The sequence below is a fragment of the uncultured Maribacter sp. genome, from assembly GCF_963977385.1.
Taxonomy (GTDB): domain Bacteria; phylum Bacteroidota; class Bacteroidia; order Flavobacteriales; family Flavobacteriaceae; genus Maribacter.
Map to the genome: position 1 here is coordinate 64,788 of NZ_CAXBOU010000016.1, position 17,696 is coordinate 82,483.

Consider the following 17,696-nt stretch of genomic DNA (forward strand, 5'->3'; position numbering starts at 1 on the left):
TCCTCTTTATTCCTTCCTATTATTTCGTACCTCGTATTTCTAACCCTTTTACCTTAAATCACCCTTTCTCTGCAATTCTCAAAATATCTCCAAATACTCCTCTTGCCGTTACAGCCGCGCCAGCGCCAGCACCTTGAATTACCAGTGGTTTTTCACCATAAGATTCTGTATAAATCTCAATAATGGAATCTGACCCTTTTATTTGGCCCAGTGAACTTTCTTTTGGCACGGATATTAGTTTCACATCTAACACCCCTTTTTCCTTTTGCAGGTTTCCATGTAAATCACCCACATACCGTAGCACATGGTTTGGCTTTTGATTCTTTTTAATCTCATCGAACTTGGCATCCAACACCTCTAGATGTTCCAAGAAGAAATCCACATTTCCATCTTGTAACTTTTTTGGGATAAGATTATCGATATGAATATCCGAAAATTCATTATGCAAATCCAGTTCACGGGCCAGAATCAATAATTTACGGCCTACATCGTTTCCTGATAAATCTTCCCTTGGGTCAGGCTCTGTAAAACCTTGTTTCATCGCATCTTTTAATATCGATGAAAATGGTATATCAACTTCCGAAAATGTATTAAAAATATAACTTAACGACCCTGAAAACACCCCTTTAATTCTCGTAATATTCTCTCCGGATAAATGTAATAGTTTTATCGTATCAATCAACGGCAAACCTGCACCTACATTCGTTTCATATAGATATTGCTTTTGATTCTTCTGTAGTTCTTCGCGTAATAATTGATAAAAATCGTATCGTAAGGTATTCGCAATTTTATTCGATGATACTAGGTCAAAACCATGCTCTACAAAATCAAAATAATTAGCAACAAAATCACTACTTGCCGTATTATCTATTGCAATAAGGTTTTCTAAATGATGGCGTTTTGCGAAATCAAAGACATCTTGAATTGTATAGGGCTTACCTTTTTGCTTTAGATTGTTTTCCCAATTTTTAGTGATTCCCTTTTCATTCAGTAATATTTTCTTAGAATTTGCGATTCCAAAAACACGTAGATCAAGACTTTTACGTTCCTTAATGGTTTTGGCAGATTTTAATATTTGGTCAATCAAAGTACCACCAACATTACCGTGTCCAAAAATAACTATGTTGATTTTTTTACTGACACCGAAAACTTGACCGTGCATTACATTTACGGCCTTGTGCAAATCTGCCTTTTTAACTACCAAACTTACATTCTTACCCGATATGGTGTTATTGAACAATAAGGGAACAATTTGGTTTTTTATCAACGCGTTAAACGGATTATGAAACGTACTTAAATCTTGGCCCACAATAGAGATGATAGACACATCATCCATCACCGTAATCATATTGACATCCTTAGATTCAAAATCATTACTAAACTCATTCTCCAAAGCCAATTTGGCTCTTTTAGCCTTGTCCTTTTTCACCACTAGCCCAATACCTCTTTCTGAAGAACCTTGAGATATAATACTTACACTGATATTACTAGACTCGAGCGCTTTAAATATTCTGGCATCTACACCAACTTTTCCTAAAAGTCCGCGGCCTTCAATATTGATCATGGCCACATCCTCAATAACAGAAAGTGACTTTATACCTTCCTTACTAGTCTTGGCACTGATTAAGGTGCCTTCATTATCATCATTATACGTATTCAAAATACGCAACGGAATGTTCTTTTCTATAAGTGGTATTATCGTTTTAGCATGTAAAATGGTTGCTCCAAAATTCGCAAGTTCATTCGCCTCGGCATACGAAAGGTTTGAAAGCCTTTTCGCTTCTGGCACATAATCAGGATTTGCCGTATAAATACCATCGACATGTGTATAGTTCTGTAATTCTTCGGCATCTAAAAAATTAGCCAATAATGCTGCAGAATAGTTACTTCCATTTCTTCCTAAGGTGGTTGTCTCACCATCTAGCGTTGAGGAAATAAAACCTGTAACCACAGCTACGGTATCTTTCGGTATCTCTGCAAACTTTAATAAAACTTGCTCCTTAGATTCTGCTTCCAATACTTTAGCATCACCAAAGGTATTATCGGTTCTAATAATCTCTCGTGTATCTACTAGTTTAGCTTTTACGCCTTTTCCAATCAATAATTTGGTAACCAATTTTGCAGAAATAAGCTCTCCATACGCCAAAACCTCATCTTTGATTTTAGCACTATAATCTCCTAATAATGAAACACCTTCGTATAACTTTGCTAAGCCTTTAAACTCTGCTGATAAACTAACATTAGAGTAGGTATGCTTCTGATATTTTTCAAGTGCTTCAAAATCCTTTTTATAATCCTTTCCTTTTGCTGCTTTTTCAAGAATATCCTCTAATTGATCCGTAGCTTTTTCCCTAGCGGATAATACAATGGCTATATTCTCATCATTATTCACCTTCTTTTTGACAATATCCAAAACACGTTCTAGCCCTTCGCCATTGCTTAAAGACTTACCTCCAAATTTTAAAATTTTAATTTTCTTTATGTTGCCATTGGAATTGAAAATACCTGAAAGTAATTTTTCCATTTGGTCGAACTCAATCAAAAAGGCATCATGACCATGCAACGATTGAACCTCACCATACGTAACATTGCTTTTGGCCTGCGCCAATTGCTTAAAAGTATCCTTGTTTTCTTGCGCTGTAAAGAACATATCAGAATCCACACCAATAATATGGATGTTGGTATCACTATTCTGAAGATTATTGAAATTCTGTTCTCCACCTCTCGTAACATCAATCGTTTTTAATAACTGGTTCATCAGCTTATAGGCAGACAATTGAAAACGCTCTTGTAGCTTATCACCATGATGCATTAACCAACTTTCTACATTAAAAACCTTCAATTCCTCATTGGTGCTTCTTTTGAAACGCTCTTTGAAAGATGCCGGAGTTCTATAACATAACATAGCATGCATACGTGCATCATGAACAGGTTGTTTCGAATTCACCAAAAACTGTTCTTGAATTTGGCAATTGGCAATTAACCAATCGGTCGATTTCCAATCAGATGCTACAGGTATTAAATGTTCCGTCAGATTTGGCTTTATTGCCGCCATTTCCCATGCAATTCCGCCGCCTAATGAACCACCAATTATAGCAAATAAACGTTCAATTCTCAGTTGCTCAAGGCCTAACAAAAACAACCTAGCTACATCGCCAGCAACAAAATCCTTATAGTTTTCGATAATGAATTTATCATGGCCGTTTCCGGGAATATTGAACGCCAAAATTGTGTATTTCTGACTATCGATACATTTCTCTTCACCGATAAGTGCAGACCACCAACCATCATCTCCGGTTACATTCGAATTGCCCGTTAAAGCATGATTCACCAAAATAATCGGTGCCGTATGTAATTTCTTCCCGAAGACTTGATAAGACAATTGAATGTCTTGGGTAGCGCCGCTTAGGGTATTATATTTTTCAATCTGTAATTGATGTAACATGTATAGATAAAATAACAAGTGTATGTTGAGTGATGGAGGTTAAGACCAATTACTTTCCCTCCATCATATCAATCTAATCTTATGAAATTAATAGGTAAAATTAAAGACTTTCAAATGCCTGTGCTAAATCTGATTTTAAATCTTCAATATCTTCCAAACCAACAGATAAACGAATTAAATCTTGACCAACTCCTGCATTCTCTTGCTGCTCTGCATTCAACTGTTGATGGGTTGTACTTGCAGGGTGAATAATTAATGATTTCGTATCACCAATATTCGCTAACAATGAAAATATTTTAGTCGCATCGGTTACTTTTTTTGCAGCTTCAAATCCGCCTTTTACTCCAAAGGTAACCAATCCACTTTGCCCTTTTGGTAAATATTCTTTTGCTAAAGCATTGTACTTGTTACTTTTAAGTCCTGGGTAATTCACCCATTCTACTTCATCTCTACCTTCTAACCAAGTAGCTAATTCTAAGGCATTTGCACTGTGCTGCTTGATACGAACCGGTAAGGTTTCCAACCCTTGTATGATCTGAAATGCGTTAAACGGACTCAATGCTCCACCGAAATCACGTAATCCTTCCAATATCAATTTAAAAGTAAAGGCTGCAGCTCCTAAAGCTTCACTATATACCAAACCATGGTACCCCGCAGATGGTTCTGTGAACTCTGGGAATTTTCCGTTGGTCCAATCAAAAGTTCCGGCATCGATAATAGCACCACCTAAAGAAGTTCCTTGTCCGCCAATATACTTTGTAAGTGAATGAATTACCAAGTTTGCGCCATACTCAATCGGATTCAATAATACTGGTGTCGCCACTGTGTTATCAACTAAAAAAGGAACACCTGCCGCTTTCGATTCTTTTGAGATTGCTTTCAAATCCAACACATCTAATTTCGGATTCCCTAAAGATTCCACAAAAAATGCTCTAGTATTATCTTGAACTGCATCCTTAAAATTTTTGGCATCAGAAGCATCTACAAACGTAGTTGTGATTCCGAATCTTGGCAGTGTTACATTCAATAAATTAAACGTACCGCCATATAAACTGCTCGATGCCACAATATGGTCACCTGCTTTCAATAAAGTCAATAATCCTGTTGAGATTGCCGCTGTACCCGATGCGAATACTACCGCACCTATACCACCTTCTACAGCTGCCAATCTATCTTGTAAAATTTGATTGGTCGGGTTGTTTAAACGCGTATAAATAAAACCAAGTTCTTTTAATGAAAAAAGATTGGCGGCATGATCCGTATCGTTAAATACATAGGATGATGTCTGGTAAATAGGCACAGCCCTTGTACCACCATTGGTGGTTGTATCGTGCCCTGCGTGTAATGCGTTTGTTGCTAATTTGTAATCACTCATGATTTTGTAGTTTTTAAATATTATTTAAATAATTAAAAAGCTCATCCTCGACCGACATAAAATGTGGGTAGGTAAAATCAAAAAGTTATAAGAAAGTAATATCGAAAAAAATCGATTACTGTTATCCTTCCCGTAAGGGTAGAATGTAGCACCTTCTTTGTATAGAACAAAGGGTTGCTAAGGTTTCAAAGGGTCTAATCCCTCCACCTTTCTTGATAACTATTCAATATGTGTTTGAACTTTGAACTGCAAATATAAGGGCAGGGGATTTTAAAAACCTAATGATTTTTAAAAATTTAAATAAAATAACAAGTTGTGTATCTAAAGGGTCTGTTTGTAACTAAAAACGCAAATAATCGCTCATACTTGCTGATTTTTTTCGCATTTGTTAGAAAACTTTCTTAACGACGGATGTTAGTCCGATTGGTTTTTGCGCCCTTTTCGAAAGTAGAAATTTTATTGAGAAACTTGGTTGCAATTAGATTTTTCCCCTGTTATAAAACAAACTTAGCTCACCCAACGAGGTTCTCGATACACTCTTGACCTAATGAAAAATTAGGTCAAGAGCATTCGAACTGACAATACGTTTTACAAATATTTACTGGAAATCAATTATTTAATCATTCCAGCACTCTTGTATTTATCAATATATTTTTGGTCTTGTTCTGGCGAGTCTTTATAGTACTTCCTCATCTTCACTAAATCCTTTTGCAGTTTTTTAACGGTAGATGCGTAGGCTGGGTCATTGAACACATTGTTCATTTCATTTGGATCATTTAACCTGTCATACAATTCCCATTCGTCTACATCATAGTAGAAATGAACCAGTTTAAATTCTTTATTCACTAGTCCGTAATGCCGCTTTACCATATGAACTGACGGATATTCATAATATTGGTAATACACCGCATCACGTGTCCACTCTTTTTTATTTCCTTTCAAAAGCGGAATTAAACTCTCTCCTTGCATATCATTTGGTGGTTCAATACCTACAGCTTCTAACATGGTTTGTGCAAAATCTAAATTTTGTACCATTTCATTCTCTACAGAACCTGGCTTTACTACATTTGGCCAACGTACCAATAACGGAGTTTTGAAGGACTCATCATAAATAAATCGTTTATCGAACCAACCATGTTCACCCAAATAAAAACCTTGGTCTGATGTGTAAATAACAATGGTGTTTTCTGCTAATCCGCTTTCATCTAAATAATCTAATAAGCGACCTACGTTATCATCAACAGAAGAAATACTACCTAAGTAATCTTGCATGTAGCGTTGGTATTTCCATTTCATTTTCTCGGTATCGGTCATTTTAGGCCAATTCTCATAGAAAAAATCATTGATGGAATCTAAAACCGGATCGTACAACGCTTTTTGTTCTGCGGTGGCACGGTTATACGGACCATAGAAACCATTTTTAAACTCTTCTACTACCGGAAAAACAGTGCCTTCCATTTTCGCCAAAGTCTCTGGTCGTATTTTACTATCATGACTGTACATCATGTGCGTCAACAAATTCATTTCGGCTGTTTTCGCTGCCGAACCCCTATTCTTGTAATCGTCAAAAAGTGTTTCTGGCTCTGGGAATGTTTTCTTGGTGAATTCCTTAAACTTATCTGGTCTTGGCCACCATGGACGATGCGGCGCTTTATGCAAATACATCATCATAAAAGGTTCATCGTCAGACGCTTCTTTCTTTAACCAATCTAACGAAACATCTGTGATGATATCGGTTACATAGCCTTGCTTGGTAATGGTATCGCCGTTGGTTACGATAAAATCGGGATTAATATAATTTCCTTGACCTGGTAGAATCATGAACTCATCTACCCCTTTTGGGTTGTTCCCAAAGTGAAGCTTCCCAAACATCGCTGTTTTATAGCCGTTCTCTTTAAATATCTGTGGAAAGGTCGTTTGCGTAGTATCGAACGGAAAGTAATTATCTACTTTCCCGTTGATGTGCGTATGCTTACCCGTTAGTATCGTTGCCCTTGATGGTGCACAAATAGAATTCGTAACACTCGCATTTGTAAACAACATACCTTCTTTCGCCAAGCGATCAATATTCGGAGTTTTCAGCAATTTATCGTCATACGCGCTAATGGCTTGGTACGCATGATCATCTGACATGATGAAAATAATATTCGGCTTTTTCTTTTTATTTTTTTGTGCCTTTGTGCTTAGTGGTAACAGGAACAAAATACCTGCTATAGCTATGATTATTTTTTTCATTTTCGTTGTTGTTGTTGTTGTTGTTGTTGTTTGGTTAGTTTGATTGTATTAAAAATAAGGAAATTTTAAGGAATTCATCCAGGTTGATAGTCTGATTACTTTCTATAATCTAAAGCTGGTTCTCTATCTCCCAATAAAGCTTCGTACTTGAAATCAGCCCCTCTTCTCTTCTCAAATTCGACTTTCACTTCTTTTAAAATTGCCGGTTTCTCATAAATATCAATTGCGGTCAATGCCATTGTTTTAGCAGCAACCATCATTCCTTTGAATCCAATATCGGTTCCGCCAGCTGCAACTGCTTGCCAACTATGAGGTGGAGTTCCTGGCACCCAAGTTGCTGTTCTAACGGCCGCGGTCGGTGCATTCCAGCTAACATCACCAGTATCTGCAGATGCTTTTCCATAAGTAAATACCATCGGTTTAATAGCATTAGCACTTTCAATAAGTTTTGGTGTTTTTAAAGTTTTCTGAATTTCTTCAGCAAACAAAATTTCTTCTTTGGTATAGTTTACACCACCGACCAACTCCATATTTTTATGCATCAATGTCGCAAGCACTTCATTTGGCAACCGTTCATAAGTACCTCCAATAATTTCGTAAGACATCTCTGTTTCTGTTCCTATTGCCGCTCCTTCTGCAGCTTTAATGACTCTATCCCAAACTGCTTTTACTTCTTTTCTATTCGAATGGCGAACAACATAATAAACTTCAGCTTCTTCAGGTACGATATTAGGAGCGTCGCCTCCTTTAGTAATTACATAATGAATACGAGTAGATTCTGTCGTGTGTTCTCGAAGCATATTTACCAAATCGTTCATTCCTTCCACACCATCAAGAGCAGAACGACCTAGTTCTGGTGCTGCCGCCGCGTGTGAAGAAACTCCTTTAAATCTAAATTTTCCAGATATTGTTGCTAAATTAGTACTTGGATTAGAAGTATTTTCGTCGCCTGGGTGCCATGAAACAATTGCATCGATATCATCAAAAAGACCTGCTCTAACCATATAAACTTTTCCTGACCCTCCTTCTTCTGCAGGAGTACCATAAAATCTAATAGTACCCGATTTTTTTGATGAGATTAACCAATCCTTAACGGCAATAGCGGCTGCCATTGAACCTGTTCCGAATAAATGGTGACCGCAGGCTTGACCGGGGGCATCAACTACCCTAGTTTTCCTGAATGGTTCTGCAGCTTGTGACATTCCTGGTAGAGCATCAAACTCTCCCAAAACACCTATCACTGGTGAACCTGAACCATAAGTAGCCGTAAAAGCAGTAGGTATGCCTGCTACACCTTTCTCAATTTTAAAACCCTCTGCACTAAGTTTTTCCTGCAAAAGTACCGAGCTGTTTTCCTCTAAGTATCCTAATTCAGGATTTTCCCAAAGTTGGTTTGCAATACCTTTGTATGCCTCATACTTAGAGTCTAACTTCTTTATTATCTCTTTTTTACTTTTTTGAGCAATAGAACAGTGGGAACAAAGGGCAAAAACAATTGTCACTAATAATAGTTTTTTCATTTTCTAGTTATTTTAATTTAATAAATATTAAGCAAAATTTCTTCTCTTCTAACACTACTCCAATACCGAAAACTCAATACTAGAATCTGTAAATACGGTATGAGTTTGGGTTTTAAAGTCCGACTCGTCTGCTTCAAAAATATTATCTACATACGTCTGAGGATTTAAATCTATCAGTGGAAACCAAGTGCTTTGCACCTGCACTTGTAATTTGTGTCCTTTTTTAATGGTATGAAAAACATCTTGCAATTTTATAGTAACATCGGTCTTTTGGTTAGCTACAAATGGTTCTGGGTCTGAGAAGCTATTTCTAAAACGCCCACGTAACACTTCGCTACGTACCATTAAATGATAATTGCTCATTTTTAAATGATCTTGCATACCTTCATAGGCCGGTTCATCTGCTGGGTGCACGTCAATGATTTTTACGATCCAATCTGCCGCTGTTCCTGTAGTGGCTACTTTTAGTTTCGCTAGAATATCTCCGGCTAAGGTCATATCATTTTCCATGACTTCAGTTTCAAAGACCAATACATCGCCACGGCGAGCAGCAAAACGCTGATCATCGGTCATGTATTTTCTTGGGGTAAAAACCGTTTTAATATCTTCTGAATACGGTACTGGTTTATTAATATCGCTTATAAACTTAATGCCTTCTACTATCTTTGGCTCAGTTGTTAATTCTTGGTCTGCAGATAGGTACATGTCTTTTTTAACCATTCCCTTTGGTGGCCATGTATCATAGGTTTTCCAGTCTTTTCTTCCCGTATCAAATACATAGGCTTCAGGCAATCCACTATTTTTATCGCCATTTCCTTTTAAAAAATGGTCAAAGAACTTTTTCTCAATTTTTTCTTGAAAAAACTCAGAAATAGAATCTCCGAAATAGTAGTTCCCCACAATATTCTGGCCTTTGCTACGTGCCCATCCACCGTGATCCCATGGTCCGAAAACCAACGTATTGTAATTATCGGCATTGTACTTTTCAATATTCTTGTAGGTTTCTAAGGGTCCGTATAAATCCTCAGCATCAAACTCCCCTGCTACGACCATGGTAGCTACCGTTGGTTTTACATTTTTTAAATGCTGTATCAATCCCCTACTTTGCCAAAGTTCGTCGTAGTTGGGGTGTTCTTTTAACTCGTTCCAGAAATAATCATCGGTCACGCCTTCTTTTGCCATACGTGGCGTATCGGTAGTTTCATATTCAAAAAAGCGATCTAGATTTTTCAGCGGACCTTCATCTAAAAAGAATTGATATTGATCCTCGGTTGGTAATTCTGGTAAAACATACCACGCAGTGTCGATAGGTTTATCACCATCTGGTCTTGGAGTTCCGAATAAAGATGTTGCTCTAAAATAGCTCAACAAATAAGCTCCGTTGTGGTGAAAATCATCAAAAAAGAAATCGGCAATACTCGCTTGTGGCGAAGCTGCCTTCAATGCCGGATGCGCATCTACAACGGCATACGTAGAGTAAAATCCGGGATAAGAAATTCCCCAAATACCTACATTGCCATTATTGTTCTCAACATTATTTACTAGCCAATCTATCGTATCATACGTATCTGAGCTTTCGTCAATATCGGTATCCGTTTTTTTGTTAGGATTGTATGCACGCATATTCTCATAATGCCCTTCGCTCAACCAACGACCACGAACATCTTGATAGACCACGATATAGCCCTCTTGCATCATATGGACATTCGGTGCAATTTTTGTCTTGAACTTTCCTTCACCATAAGGTTGTGAGCTATACGGCGTACGCTGCATAATTATCGGATATTCTTTAGAAATATCTTTAGGGGAATACACAGTAGTATGGAGGTTTACGCCATCACGCATAGTGATATCCACCTCTTTTTTGGTGTAGTTATCCGCAACGTAGGTTTCGGAAATCTCAGCTTCTGCTACTTTGGGTGTTTTTCTACAGGAAATGATCAGTGTAGAAAGAAAAATAAGCGTAAAAAGATGTTTGACGGTAAACTTTGGCATGTCTTAAGAATTTGAAGTCTTAAAGCTAAGAAAGTTTACTCGATTATCGAGATTTAAGTATTCTTAGGCCTGCCTAAAAATTTAAGTTTGTTCATTACTAAATACCTAGAATATTAGCTGTGCCTATTTAAAACTGTATAAAATAAAAATCGCCGGAAAGGTTGATTTTTTTTACTACAAGTAAATTAGCAAATACGTATTTGCAAGGCACAAAGCAAACTGCCCCACTCGTGTTCACTATAAAAAGATTGCATCACGGTGTTCTCAATGACAATTCTTATAAAATTTTGACATAAAAAAAGAGCGACTAGTAGGTGAGTCGCTCTTTTTAAATTTGCTAATTCAAGTCTTTTAAATCATGAATAACTTCTTTGTTAAAAGTAGAATTCCTGAATAAAAATTGTTTCGGTTAACTTGTACTACTGATTCTTGGTTAAGTTGATTTTTCATTGGGGGCATGTTTTTAGGTTAAATTTTACTTTGGGGGAATTTGTATTAGGTTATTTTTAATCATGAACGACAAATCCGTTAGCAGGTTCTGCCACCTTAATTTCTTGTGTAATTACTGCCGTAGCAATTCCCTTAAAATCATCATTACTTAGTATAATACTATATTCAATTTTCTCTGCATCACGTATTACATACTCAGATATTAGGTCAGTATCTTTCGAACAGGATTGAAAAGCAATACACATTAAAATAGCTAAAGACAATTTGGGAAATCTTAGGCAAACATTCATAGGTTAAGTTATTTTTTAAATAAGTAGGTTTTAAAAGACTCGATACACTTAGATAGTAACATGTTTAGGTCAACATTTGGGATTTCAACCTGTACATGTTTCTGTCCGTTTTCGGTTAGTACTAGTACTATGCATTTCATCTTTTCTTATTCAGTGATTTGGGATTCACTCTTAATTACATTTCAAATATATGTAATACTTTTCCTACAAACTTAATTTTGTGGCAAAACCATTCAAATTTGTTGTGTAAAGGTCATTATCAGTAAGTCACATTAAAATTAGACTCCAATAACATCATACCATAAAATAAAATCAATTGGGAATAACGTCTTTGCGATGCCGATAGCTATCAGTAGAAGCAAATTGATAAATACGTGTCCCGAATAGACCGATTACTACGCTATTTCTTCCAAAAGGTAGAATAGTTCTCAAAGACGTTTAGCATTTAGTTCGATACTATGTTGCAAAAAAAATGCTTCGTGAAACACGAAGCATTTATCTATTTGACATTAAATAAATTAACCTTCTTTGCGATGCCGATAGCAATCGGGACAAGCAATCTATGGAATACGTGTATCGAAGTAGCAAATTGCTTTACTATGCACGCAAGCAAATTATAAATTAAACGCTTCTTTTATCTCTGTAACTTTATCAAGCTTTTCCCAAGTAAACAATTCCACTTCTCTTTCGATACGACCGTTATATGGTGATTCAAAAACCTTGGTAATCGTAACAGGAGTTTTCCCCATGTGTCCGTATGCAGCGGTTTCCAAATAAATAGGGTTTCTTAGTTTTAAACGTTCTTCAATTGCGAAAGGTCGCATATCAAATAATTGAGCCACTTTCTTAGCTATTTCGCCATCGCTCAACCCCACTTTTGAAGTACCATACGTATCAACATAAATAGACGTTGGTTCTACAACACCAATCGCATAACTTACTTGTACCAAAATCTCATCTGCTACACCTGCAGCCACTAAATTTTTCGCAGCATGTCTTGCTGCATATGCAGCACTACGGTCAACTTTACTTGGGTCTTTTCCGCTGAAAGCACCACCACCATGAGCTCCTTTTCCACCATAGGTATCAACAATTATCTTACGACCCGTTAAACCAGTATCTCCATGAGGACCGCCAATGACAAACTTACCCGTTGGATTAATATGATACTTGATTTGTTCATCAAATAACTTTTGAGTTTCTGCAGGTAACTGCGCCTTTACTCTCGGGATTAGAATAGAAATGATATCTGATTTAATCTTAGCAAGCATTTTTTCATCATCCTTGTCAAAGGCATCATGCTGCGTAGAAACCACAATGGTATCTATACGTTGTGGTTCATTGGTATCAGAATATTCAATTGTAACCTGCGCCTTGGCATCTGGTCTTAAATAACTGATTTCTTTGTTCTCACGTCTAATTTCAGCAAGGGTGTGAAGAATTTTATGAGAAATATCTAATGCCAATGGCATGTAATTTTCAGTTTCGCTAGTCGCATAACCGAACATCATACCTTGATCACCAGCACCTTGTTCCTCTTTTGAACCACGGTCAACACCTTGATTAATATCTTGTGACTGCTCATGAATCAATGAAATAACACCACAAGAATCTCCACTAAACTGATATTCTCCTTTAGTATATCCTATTTTATTGATAACCTCACGGGCAATGCACTGTACATCTAAATAGGTATCACTCTTTACTTCACCAGCCAATACTACCTGACCGGTAGTTACCAATGTTTCACAAGCAACTTTACTTTCTGGATCAAAGGCCAGAAAATTATCTAATAATGCGTCACTGATTTGATCCGCAACTTTGTCCGGATGTCCTTCACTAACTGATTCTGATGTAAATAAATATGGCATAACAAACTTTTTTATTCTTAAAAAGGATTTGAACGAATGCCGAAAAGAAGTATGATGAGAAATTTATCTACATCAACTGCTTTAGCATTTTTTTGTTCACTAACCGCTTAGGTTGAAAACAGAGGTTGCAATCAGTCAAATCCCTCCTCTATATTTTAATTAGGTTACAAAAGTATTAAAAATGTTCAGTTCCATATCTTAATATGGTGTTATTTATTGACGCAATCAATAATCTTCAATTTACTCAGTTGCTTTACCAATATCATAAGTCATATTTTATTGAGAAAAGTATGTAGCGCGGTTATACAAAATAAGCCTGTGTACTAAAGTATAATTCATTAGTATTATCACTATTTAGCGTAGTGGTATTTAATAAATTCGCACTCTTTATACCGTACTCCCATCGGCTATCTTTTTTCTGATACGTCAGGTTCGATTCCAAAAAACTATACTTTTTCGAGATAGTATTTACTTCATTAGTATAGTTGTAATAATCGTAATAAATATAGAAAATAAAATTCTTCAAAAAACTGGTATCGAAGCGAGCGTAAGGTCTACTCGTGTAAAAGATCATTTCCAAATCACCGTTTTCATAATTATTTACAGTATACCGGTAGCAAAGTTCTAAATTAGGCAGATTTTTGAAAATGGTAGATAGGACACCTGTATAATTTTGCGTTAATGAATTTGAGGTACGTTGTTGGTCGTCTGCTAAATTATTGGTCGTAGACCAAACCTAGGTAACCCTGTACCGATGCTTTTATCTTACCAAAAGTACGTTCATATTTTCCGCTTCCCGTTAACGACTCATCTTCAAAATTAGAGTTGATAGTGCTACTCACACTATTAATACCAATAATATTAACCCAGCCTTTTAAAGCATCTATTCGTTTGGTTTATGCTATGTACCCAAAAATGTTTGTGAACTTAAACATATTTAAGCTAAAGAAATTAAGCGAAAGGTTATGTTAGTATACATGTTAAGACTCACAAAAATGCAATGGGTTTAATGAACCTTTCAATAGAAAATAAATATATACAACAGATTTTTTTTACGTCATACAACAAATATGTTTTTACTTCCTATAGTTATCTTGTATCTTGTACCACCTAATTTGCTGAAAACAACAACACAACCATTAATCAATTTAGTTCTATGCACATAGCAGTTGCCGGAAATATTGGTGCAGGAAAAACAACCTTGACCAGATTACTTTCAAAACATTATAAATGGGAAGCGCATTTTGAAGATGTTGTTGAGAATCCCTATTTAGATGATTTTTATAATCAAATGGAACGATGGAGCTTCAACCTTCAAATCTATTTTTTAAACAGTAGGTACCGTCAAATTTTACAAATTAAGGAAAGCGGTAAGGATATTATACAGGATAGAACAATTTATGAGGATGCACATATATTCGCACCTAACCTTCACGCTATGGGTTTAATGACCAATCGTGATTTTCTAAACTACTCTAGTCTATTCGACCTGATGGAAAGTTTAGTTGAACCACCTGATCTGCTAATCTATTTAAGAAGTTCTATACCCAATTTAGTGAAACAAATTCATAAACGTGGACGTGAATACGAAAACACAATTTCAATTGAATATCTAAGCCGATTGAACGAGCGTTATGAAGCATGGGTGCATGGCTATGAAAAAGGGAATTTACTTATTATTGATGTTGACGATTTAGACTTTGTTGACAATCCTGAAGACTTAGGTACTATTTTGAATAAAATAGACGCTGAAATTAACGGCTTATTTTAGTAAATCCTTCCTTAAAATCAACCCAATTGGAAGATTTCGAACAGAAGGTTACTCGCCTACTACACGAAGAAAAACCGTTTTTATTTATAATTGACTTCAACAAGTCTGAAAAACTGGTGTATTCATTTGAAGAAGCGGCCAACGAAAACATATATTTCAATATTAAAGGAAAAGGCAACGACCACCTTCTAAAATCAGAATCATTTGTTGATATCCCCATAGACCTTCTACCAAAACCTATTTCAAAAGAAACATATAAAATAGCTTTTGATACGGTTAAGAAAGAATTAAGTAATGGTAACAGCTTTTTACTGAACCTCACTTTCCCAACCGAATTAAAAACTACTGCCGGTTTAAAAGATATATACAAGACAGCTTCGGCACCTTATAAGCTACTTTATAAAGATAAATTCGTTCTTTTTTCACCAGAGTGTTATCTAAAAATAAAGGATGGAAATATATTCTCATACCCTATGAAGGGCACCATAAATAGTGATATACCTAATGCTGAAGAATTATTGCTCTCTAATAAAAAGGAACTATACGAACACAATACCATTGTAGACCTTATAAGAAATGATCTTTCTATGATTGCTAAAAAAGTAAAGGTCAACAAGTTCAGGTATATAGAAAAAATTAAAAAAGGTACTCAAGAATTATTACAGACCAGCACTGAAATACAAGGTGAATTACCGAAAAATTGGAAAGATGATTTTGCCTGTTTACTATTGAAAACCTTACCGGCCGGCTCTATTAGCGGAGCTCCAAAAAAGAAAACGATAGAAATTATTGAACGTGTAGAAATTATGCCACGCGGATTTTACACTGGCGTTTTCGGAGTCTTCAATGGTTCTGAAATTGACAGTGCGGTCAGTATTCGGTATATTGAACAAGTTGACGGACAACTATATTATAAGAGTGGTGGTGGAATAACCCACTTAAGCCAGCTTGACGAGGAATACCAAGAACTTTTAGAAAAAATTTATGTACCCATTATTTGAATCTGTTTGTATAGAAAATGGCCAAATGAAGAATGGTCAGTATCATGAATTACGGTTCAAAACATCTTATTTTCAATTCTACGGATGTGAACCGAAGTTTTCTTTATTTGACAAATTAAATCTACCTCAATTAGATCGCTGTCTTAAATACAAATTACGAATCGATTATAAAGAAACCGACTCAACATGGACAGTTTCTGAATACCTCAACAAAATACCTACAAGCCTATTATTATTAAAAGATGATGACATAGATTACAATTTAAAATATACTGATCGCAAACAATTGAATCAACTCTACTATAAAAAAGTAGATTTTGAGGATGTATTGATTGTAAAGAATGGTCATATAACAGATGCAACTTATTCCAATATTATCTTTACCGATGGACACAAAATTGTGACGCCTTCTACCCCACTGTTACATGGAACTTGTAGAGCCAGACTTATTGCTGAAGAAAAAATTACAGAAGCTCCAATCAAAGTAGATACTATTCACCTATTTGAAAGCTTTCAATTAATCAATGCTTTAAACGATTTTAATGAAGACAGGTGGATTCGTATTCAAAATATTGTAAACGGATAGGATTTAGATAAATCCGTTCTCTTTAGCATGTTCAATGGCTTCTGAAGTTTTGTTCACCATTAAAAAAGGTATATCGGTAAAATCTGAAAAGAGGTTTTCAATACGTTTCATTCGTTTTGAATGATTGACACTGCGTAAGTAGATTGCTTTTATTCTCCCCGGAAACAGCGTTGAAATTTCTTGATAAATATCACCGTCTTTTTCACCACTATCACCAATTAAAATAAATGGCAAATCAGGATACGCTTTTAATAAATTGCTAATTTCTCGTTGCTTCTGTGGTTTCTCGTCATTCTTTTTACGCATTCTAAAACTGGCCATACTTCGCAATAATATAGGCCCTTTAGGAAAGTTATTCGTTTTTAAAAAGAGTTCTAGATATCTATATAAATTCCAAGGGCTATGGCTCACATAAAACAAAGGGTTCGCTTCACTCCCTGTTTTCCCGTTGTGGAGTTTTAAATAAAAATCTGAAGCTCCTTCTAGTTGCCTTCGCTTAGTAGCGCGCTTAAACATAGTATTCAAAATCACTTTCCATTTTAAAGAAGAAACTACGCCAGTATGCAAAATGGTATCATCGATATCACTGATTACTCCGAATTTAGCATGTTCACTAGGAATCAGCATTTCCCCAGGAAATCTATTTTGCAATAAAATTTCTCTTTTTAAATTGGTATCGGTAAATGACAGTTCAAAATTTACCCAGCCTTCATCATTCGTTAAATTTTGAAGTCCCTCAATATTTTCATCAATCAAATAATACCCATCGTCATCAGTAGTGCCTTCTACCGTCTCTCCGTTGGCAAAAGTTATTTTAAGAGCAGTATTTCTTACTTCATCGGTTTCAAACCGCTTCCAAGTATTCCCCATCAAATTGAAAATACCTTTTTGGTCTAAATCAATATTTTCATCCTCAATAGCACGACCTCGTACATACAGCCGGGTTGCACTGCCATAAGACTGAAAGTTAATAATCTGAAGCTTGTCTTTCTTGAAAATACCCATGGCGTTAAAATTACGGTCTTTCCGCTACCTTTTAAATTATTATTTCAACAAATAATAATTTACTCCTCGATATAAACCGTCTAAGCAGAAAGACTCGCTTAATAGCGTCATTTCACTCATTCAAAACCACCACTGACTCATTCCTTGTTTCA

General features: G+C 35.9%; 12 protein-coding genes and 1 riboswitch. Of the genes, 3 read left to right on the top strand and 9 right to left on the bottom strand.

The genetic code is table 11. The features are described 5' to 3' along the window. Positions 1–58: 58 nt before the first annotated feature. The 8 genes from thrA to AAC084_RS15980 form a co-directional block, all read right to left on the bottom strand. The gene (gene thrA / locus AAC084_RS15945) at positions 59–3,445 is read right to left on the bottom strand and encodes a bifunctional aspartate kinase/homoserine dehydrogenase I (protein ID WP_339841205.1); all 3,387 of its coding nucleotides are present in this window, start codon (positions 3,443–3,445) and stop codon (positions 59–61) included. A gap of 100 nt (positions 3,446–3,545) precedes the next feature. Continuing rightward, complete coding sequence (locus AAC084_RS15950) at positions 3,546–4,820, bottom strand: O-acetylhomoserine aminocarboxypropyltransferase/cysteine synthase family protein (protein WP_339841206.1); 1,275 nt, start codon at positions 4,818–4,820, stop codon at positions 3,546–3,548. A gap of 118 nt (positions 4,821–4,938) precedes the next feature. Next, positions 4,939–5,042, bottom strand: a riboswitch (SAM riboswitch). Positions 5,043–5,432: 390 nt separating this feature from the next. Then, positions 5,433–7,055 carry a sulfatase gene (locus tag AAC084_RS15955; protein WP_339841208.1) on the bottom strand — a complete coding sequence of 541 codons (1,623 nt, stop codon included), beginning with the start codon at positions 7,053–7,055 and terminating at the stop codon, positions 5,433–5,435. Between the two features lie 95 nt (positions 7,056–7,150). Then, on the bottom strand, positions 7,151–8,575 hold the full coding sequence (locus tag AAC084_RS15960) for an amidohydrolase (protein ID WP_339841209.1): 1,425 nt from the start codon (positions 8,573–8,575) through the stop codon (positions 7,151–7,153). A 54-nt stretch (positions 8,576–8,629) separates the two neighbouring features. Beyond that, complete coding sequence (locus tag AAC084_RS15965; protein WP_339841210.1) at positions 8,630–10,570, bottom strand: CocE/NonD family hydrolase; 1,941 nt, start codon at positions 10,568–10,570, stop codon at positions 8,630–8,632. Between the two features lie 506 nt (positions 10,571–11,076). Beyond that, positions 11,077–11,310: a hypothetical protein gene (locus AAC084_RS15970; protein WP_339841211.1), complete on the bottom strand. Its 234-nt coding sequence runs from the start codon at positions 11,308–11,310 to the stop codon at positions 11,077–11,079. A 614-nt stretch (positions 11,311–11,924) separates the two neighbouring features. After that, positions 11,925–13,181, bottom strand: a complete 1,257-nt coding sequence (gene metK / locus AAC084_RS15975; protein WP_339841213.1) for a methionine adenosyltransferase — start codon at positions 13,179–13,181, stop codon at positions 11,925–11,927. A 716-nt stretch (positions 13,182–13,897) separates the two neighbouring features. Further along, complete coding sequence (locus AAC084_RS15980) at positions 13,898–14,023, bottom strand: hypothetical protein (protein ID WP_339841214.1); 126 nt, start codon at positions 14,021–14,023, stop codon at positions 13,898–13,900. Positions 14,024–14,337: 314 nt separating this feature from the next. Here AAC084_RS15980 and AAC084_RS15985 point away from each other — a divergent pair, with 314 nt between their 5' ends. The 3 genes from AAC084_RS15985 to AAC084_RS15995 are packed head-to-tail and all read left to right on the top strand — an operon-like array spanning position 14,338 to position 16,539. After that, entirely contained in the window at positions 14,338–14,952 is a 615-nt protein-coding gene (locus AAC084_RS15985) for a deoxynucleoside kinase (protein WP_339841216.1), read from the top strand. 26 nt (positions 14,953–14,978) lie between these two features. Further along, complete coding sequence (locus AAC084_RS15990; protein ID WP_339841218.1) at positions 14,979–15,953, top strand: aminodeoxychorismate synthase component I; 975 nt, start codon at positions 14,979–14,981, stop codon at positions 15,951–15,953. Then, entirely contained in the window at positions 15,937–16,539 is a 603-nt protein-coding gene (locus AAC084_RS15995; RefSeq protein ID WP_339841219.1) for an aminotransferase class IV, read from the top strand. The genes AAC084_RS15990 and AAC084_RS15995 overlap by 17 nt, the downstream gene beginning before the upstream one ends. A gap of 3 nt (positions 16,540–16,542) precedes the next feature. On the opposite strand, the gene AAC084_RS16000 is transcribed toward AAC084_RS15995, so the two are convergent. Continuing rightward, the gene (locus AAC084_RS16000; RefSeq protein WP_339841220.1) at positions 16,543–17,544 is read right to left on the bottom strand and encodes a phosphatase domain-containing protein; all 1,002 of its coding nucleotides are present in this window, start codon (positions 17,542–17,544) and stop codon (positions 16,543–16,545) included. Positions 17,545–17,696: the final 152 nt, after the last annotated feature.

Bases quoted from the DNA above. Each gene is read 5' to 3' on its own strand.
- thrA (WP_339841205.1), bottom strand. From the start codon at position 3,445: ATGTTACATCAATTACAGATTGAAAAATATAATACCCTAAGCGGCGCT.
- AAC084_RS15950 (WP_339841206.1), bottom strand. From the start codon at position 4,820: ATGAGTGATTACAAATTAGCAACAAACGCATTACACGCAGGGCACGAT.
- AAC084_RS15955 (WP_339841208.1), bottom strand. From the start codon at position 7,055: ATGAAAAAAATAATCATAGCTATAGCAGGTATTTTGTTCCTGTTACCA.
- AAC084_RS15960 (WP_339841209.1), bottom strand. From the start codon at position 8,575: ATGAAAAAACTATTATTAGTGACAATTGTTTTTGCCCTTTGTTCCCAC.
- AAC084_RS15965 (WP_339841210.1), bottom strand. From the start codon at position 10,570: ATGCCAAAGTTTACCGTCAAACATCTTTTTACGCTTATTTTTCTTTCT.
- AAC084_RS15970 (WP_339841211.1), bottom strand. From the start codon at position 11,310: ATGAATGTTTGCCTAAGATTTCCCAAATTGTCTTTAGCTATTTTAATG.
- metK (WP_339841213.1), bottom strand. From the start codon at position 13,181: ATGCCATATTTATTTACATCAGAATCAGTTAGTGAAGGACATCCGGAC.
- AAC084_RS15985 (WP_339841216.1), top strand. From the start codon at position 14,338: ATGCACATAGCAGTTGCCGGAAATATTGGTGCAGGAAAAACAACCTTG.
- AAC084_RS15995 (WP_339841219.1), top strand. From the start codon at position 15,937: ATGTACCCATTATTTGAATCTGTTTGTATAGAAAATGGCCAAATGAAG.
- AAC084_RS16000 (WP_339841220.1), bottom strand. From the start codon at position 17,544: ATGGGTATTTTCAAGAAAGACAAGCTTCAGATTATTAACTTTCAGTCT.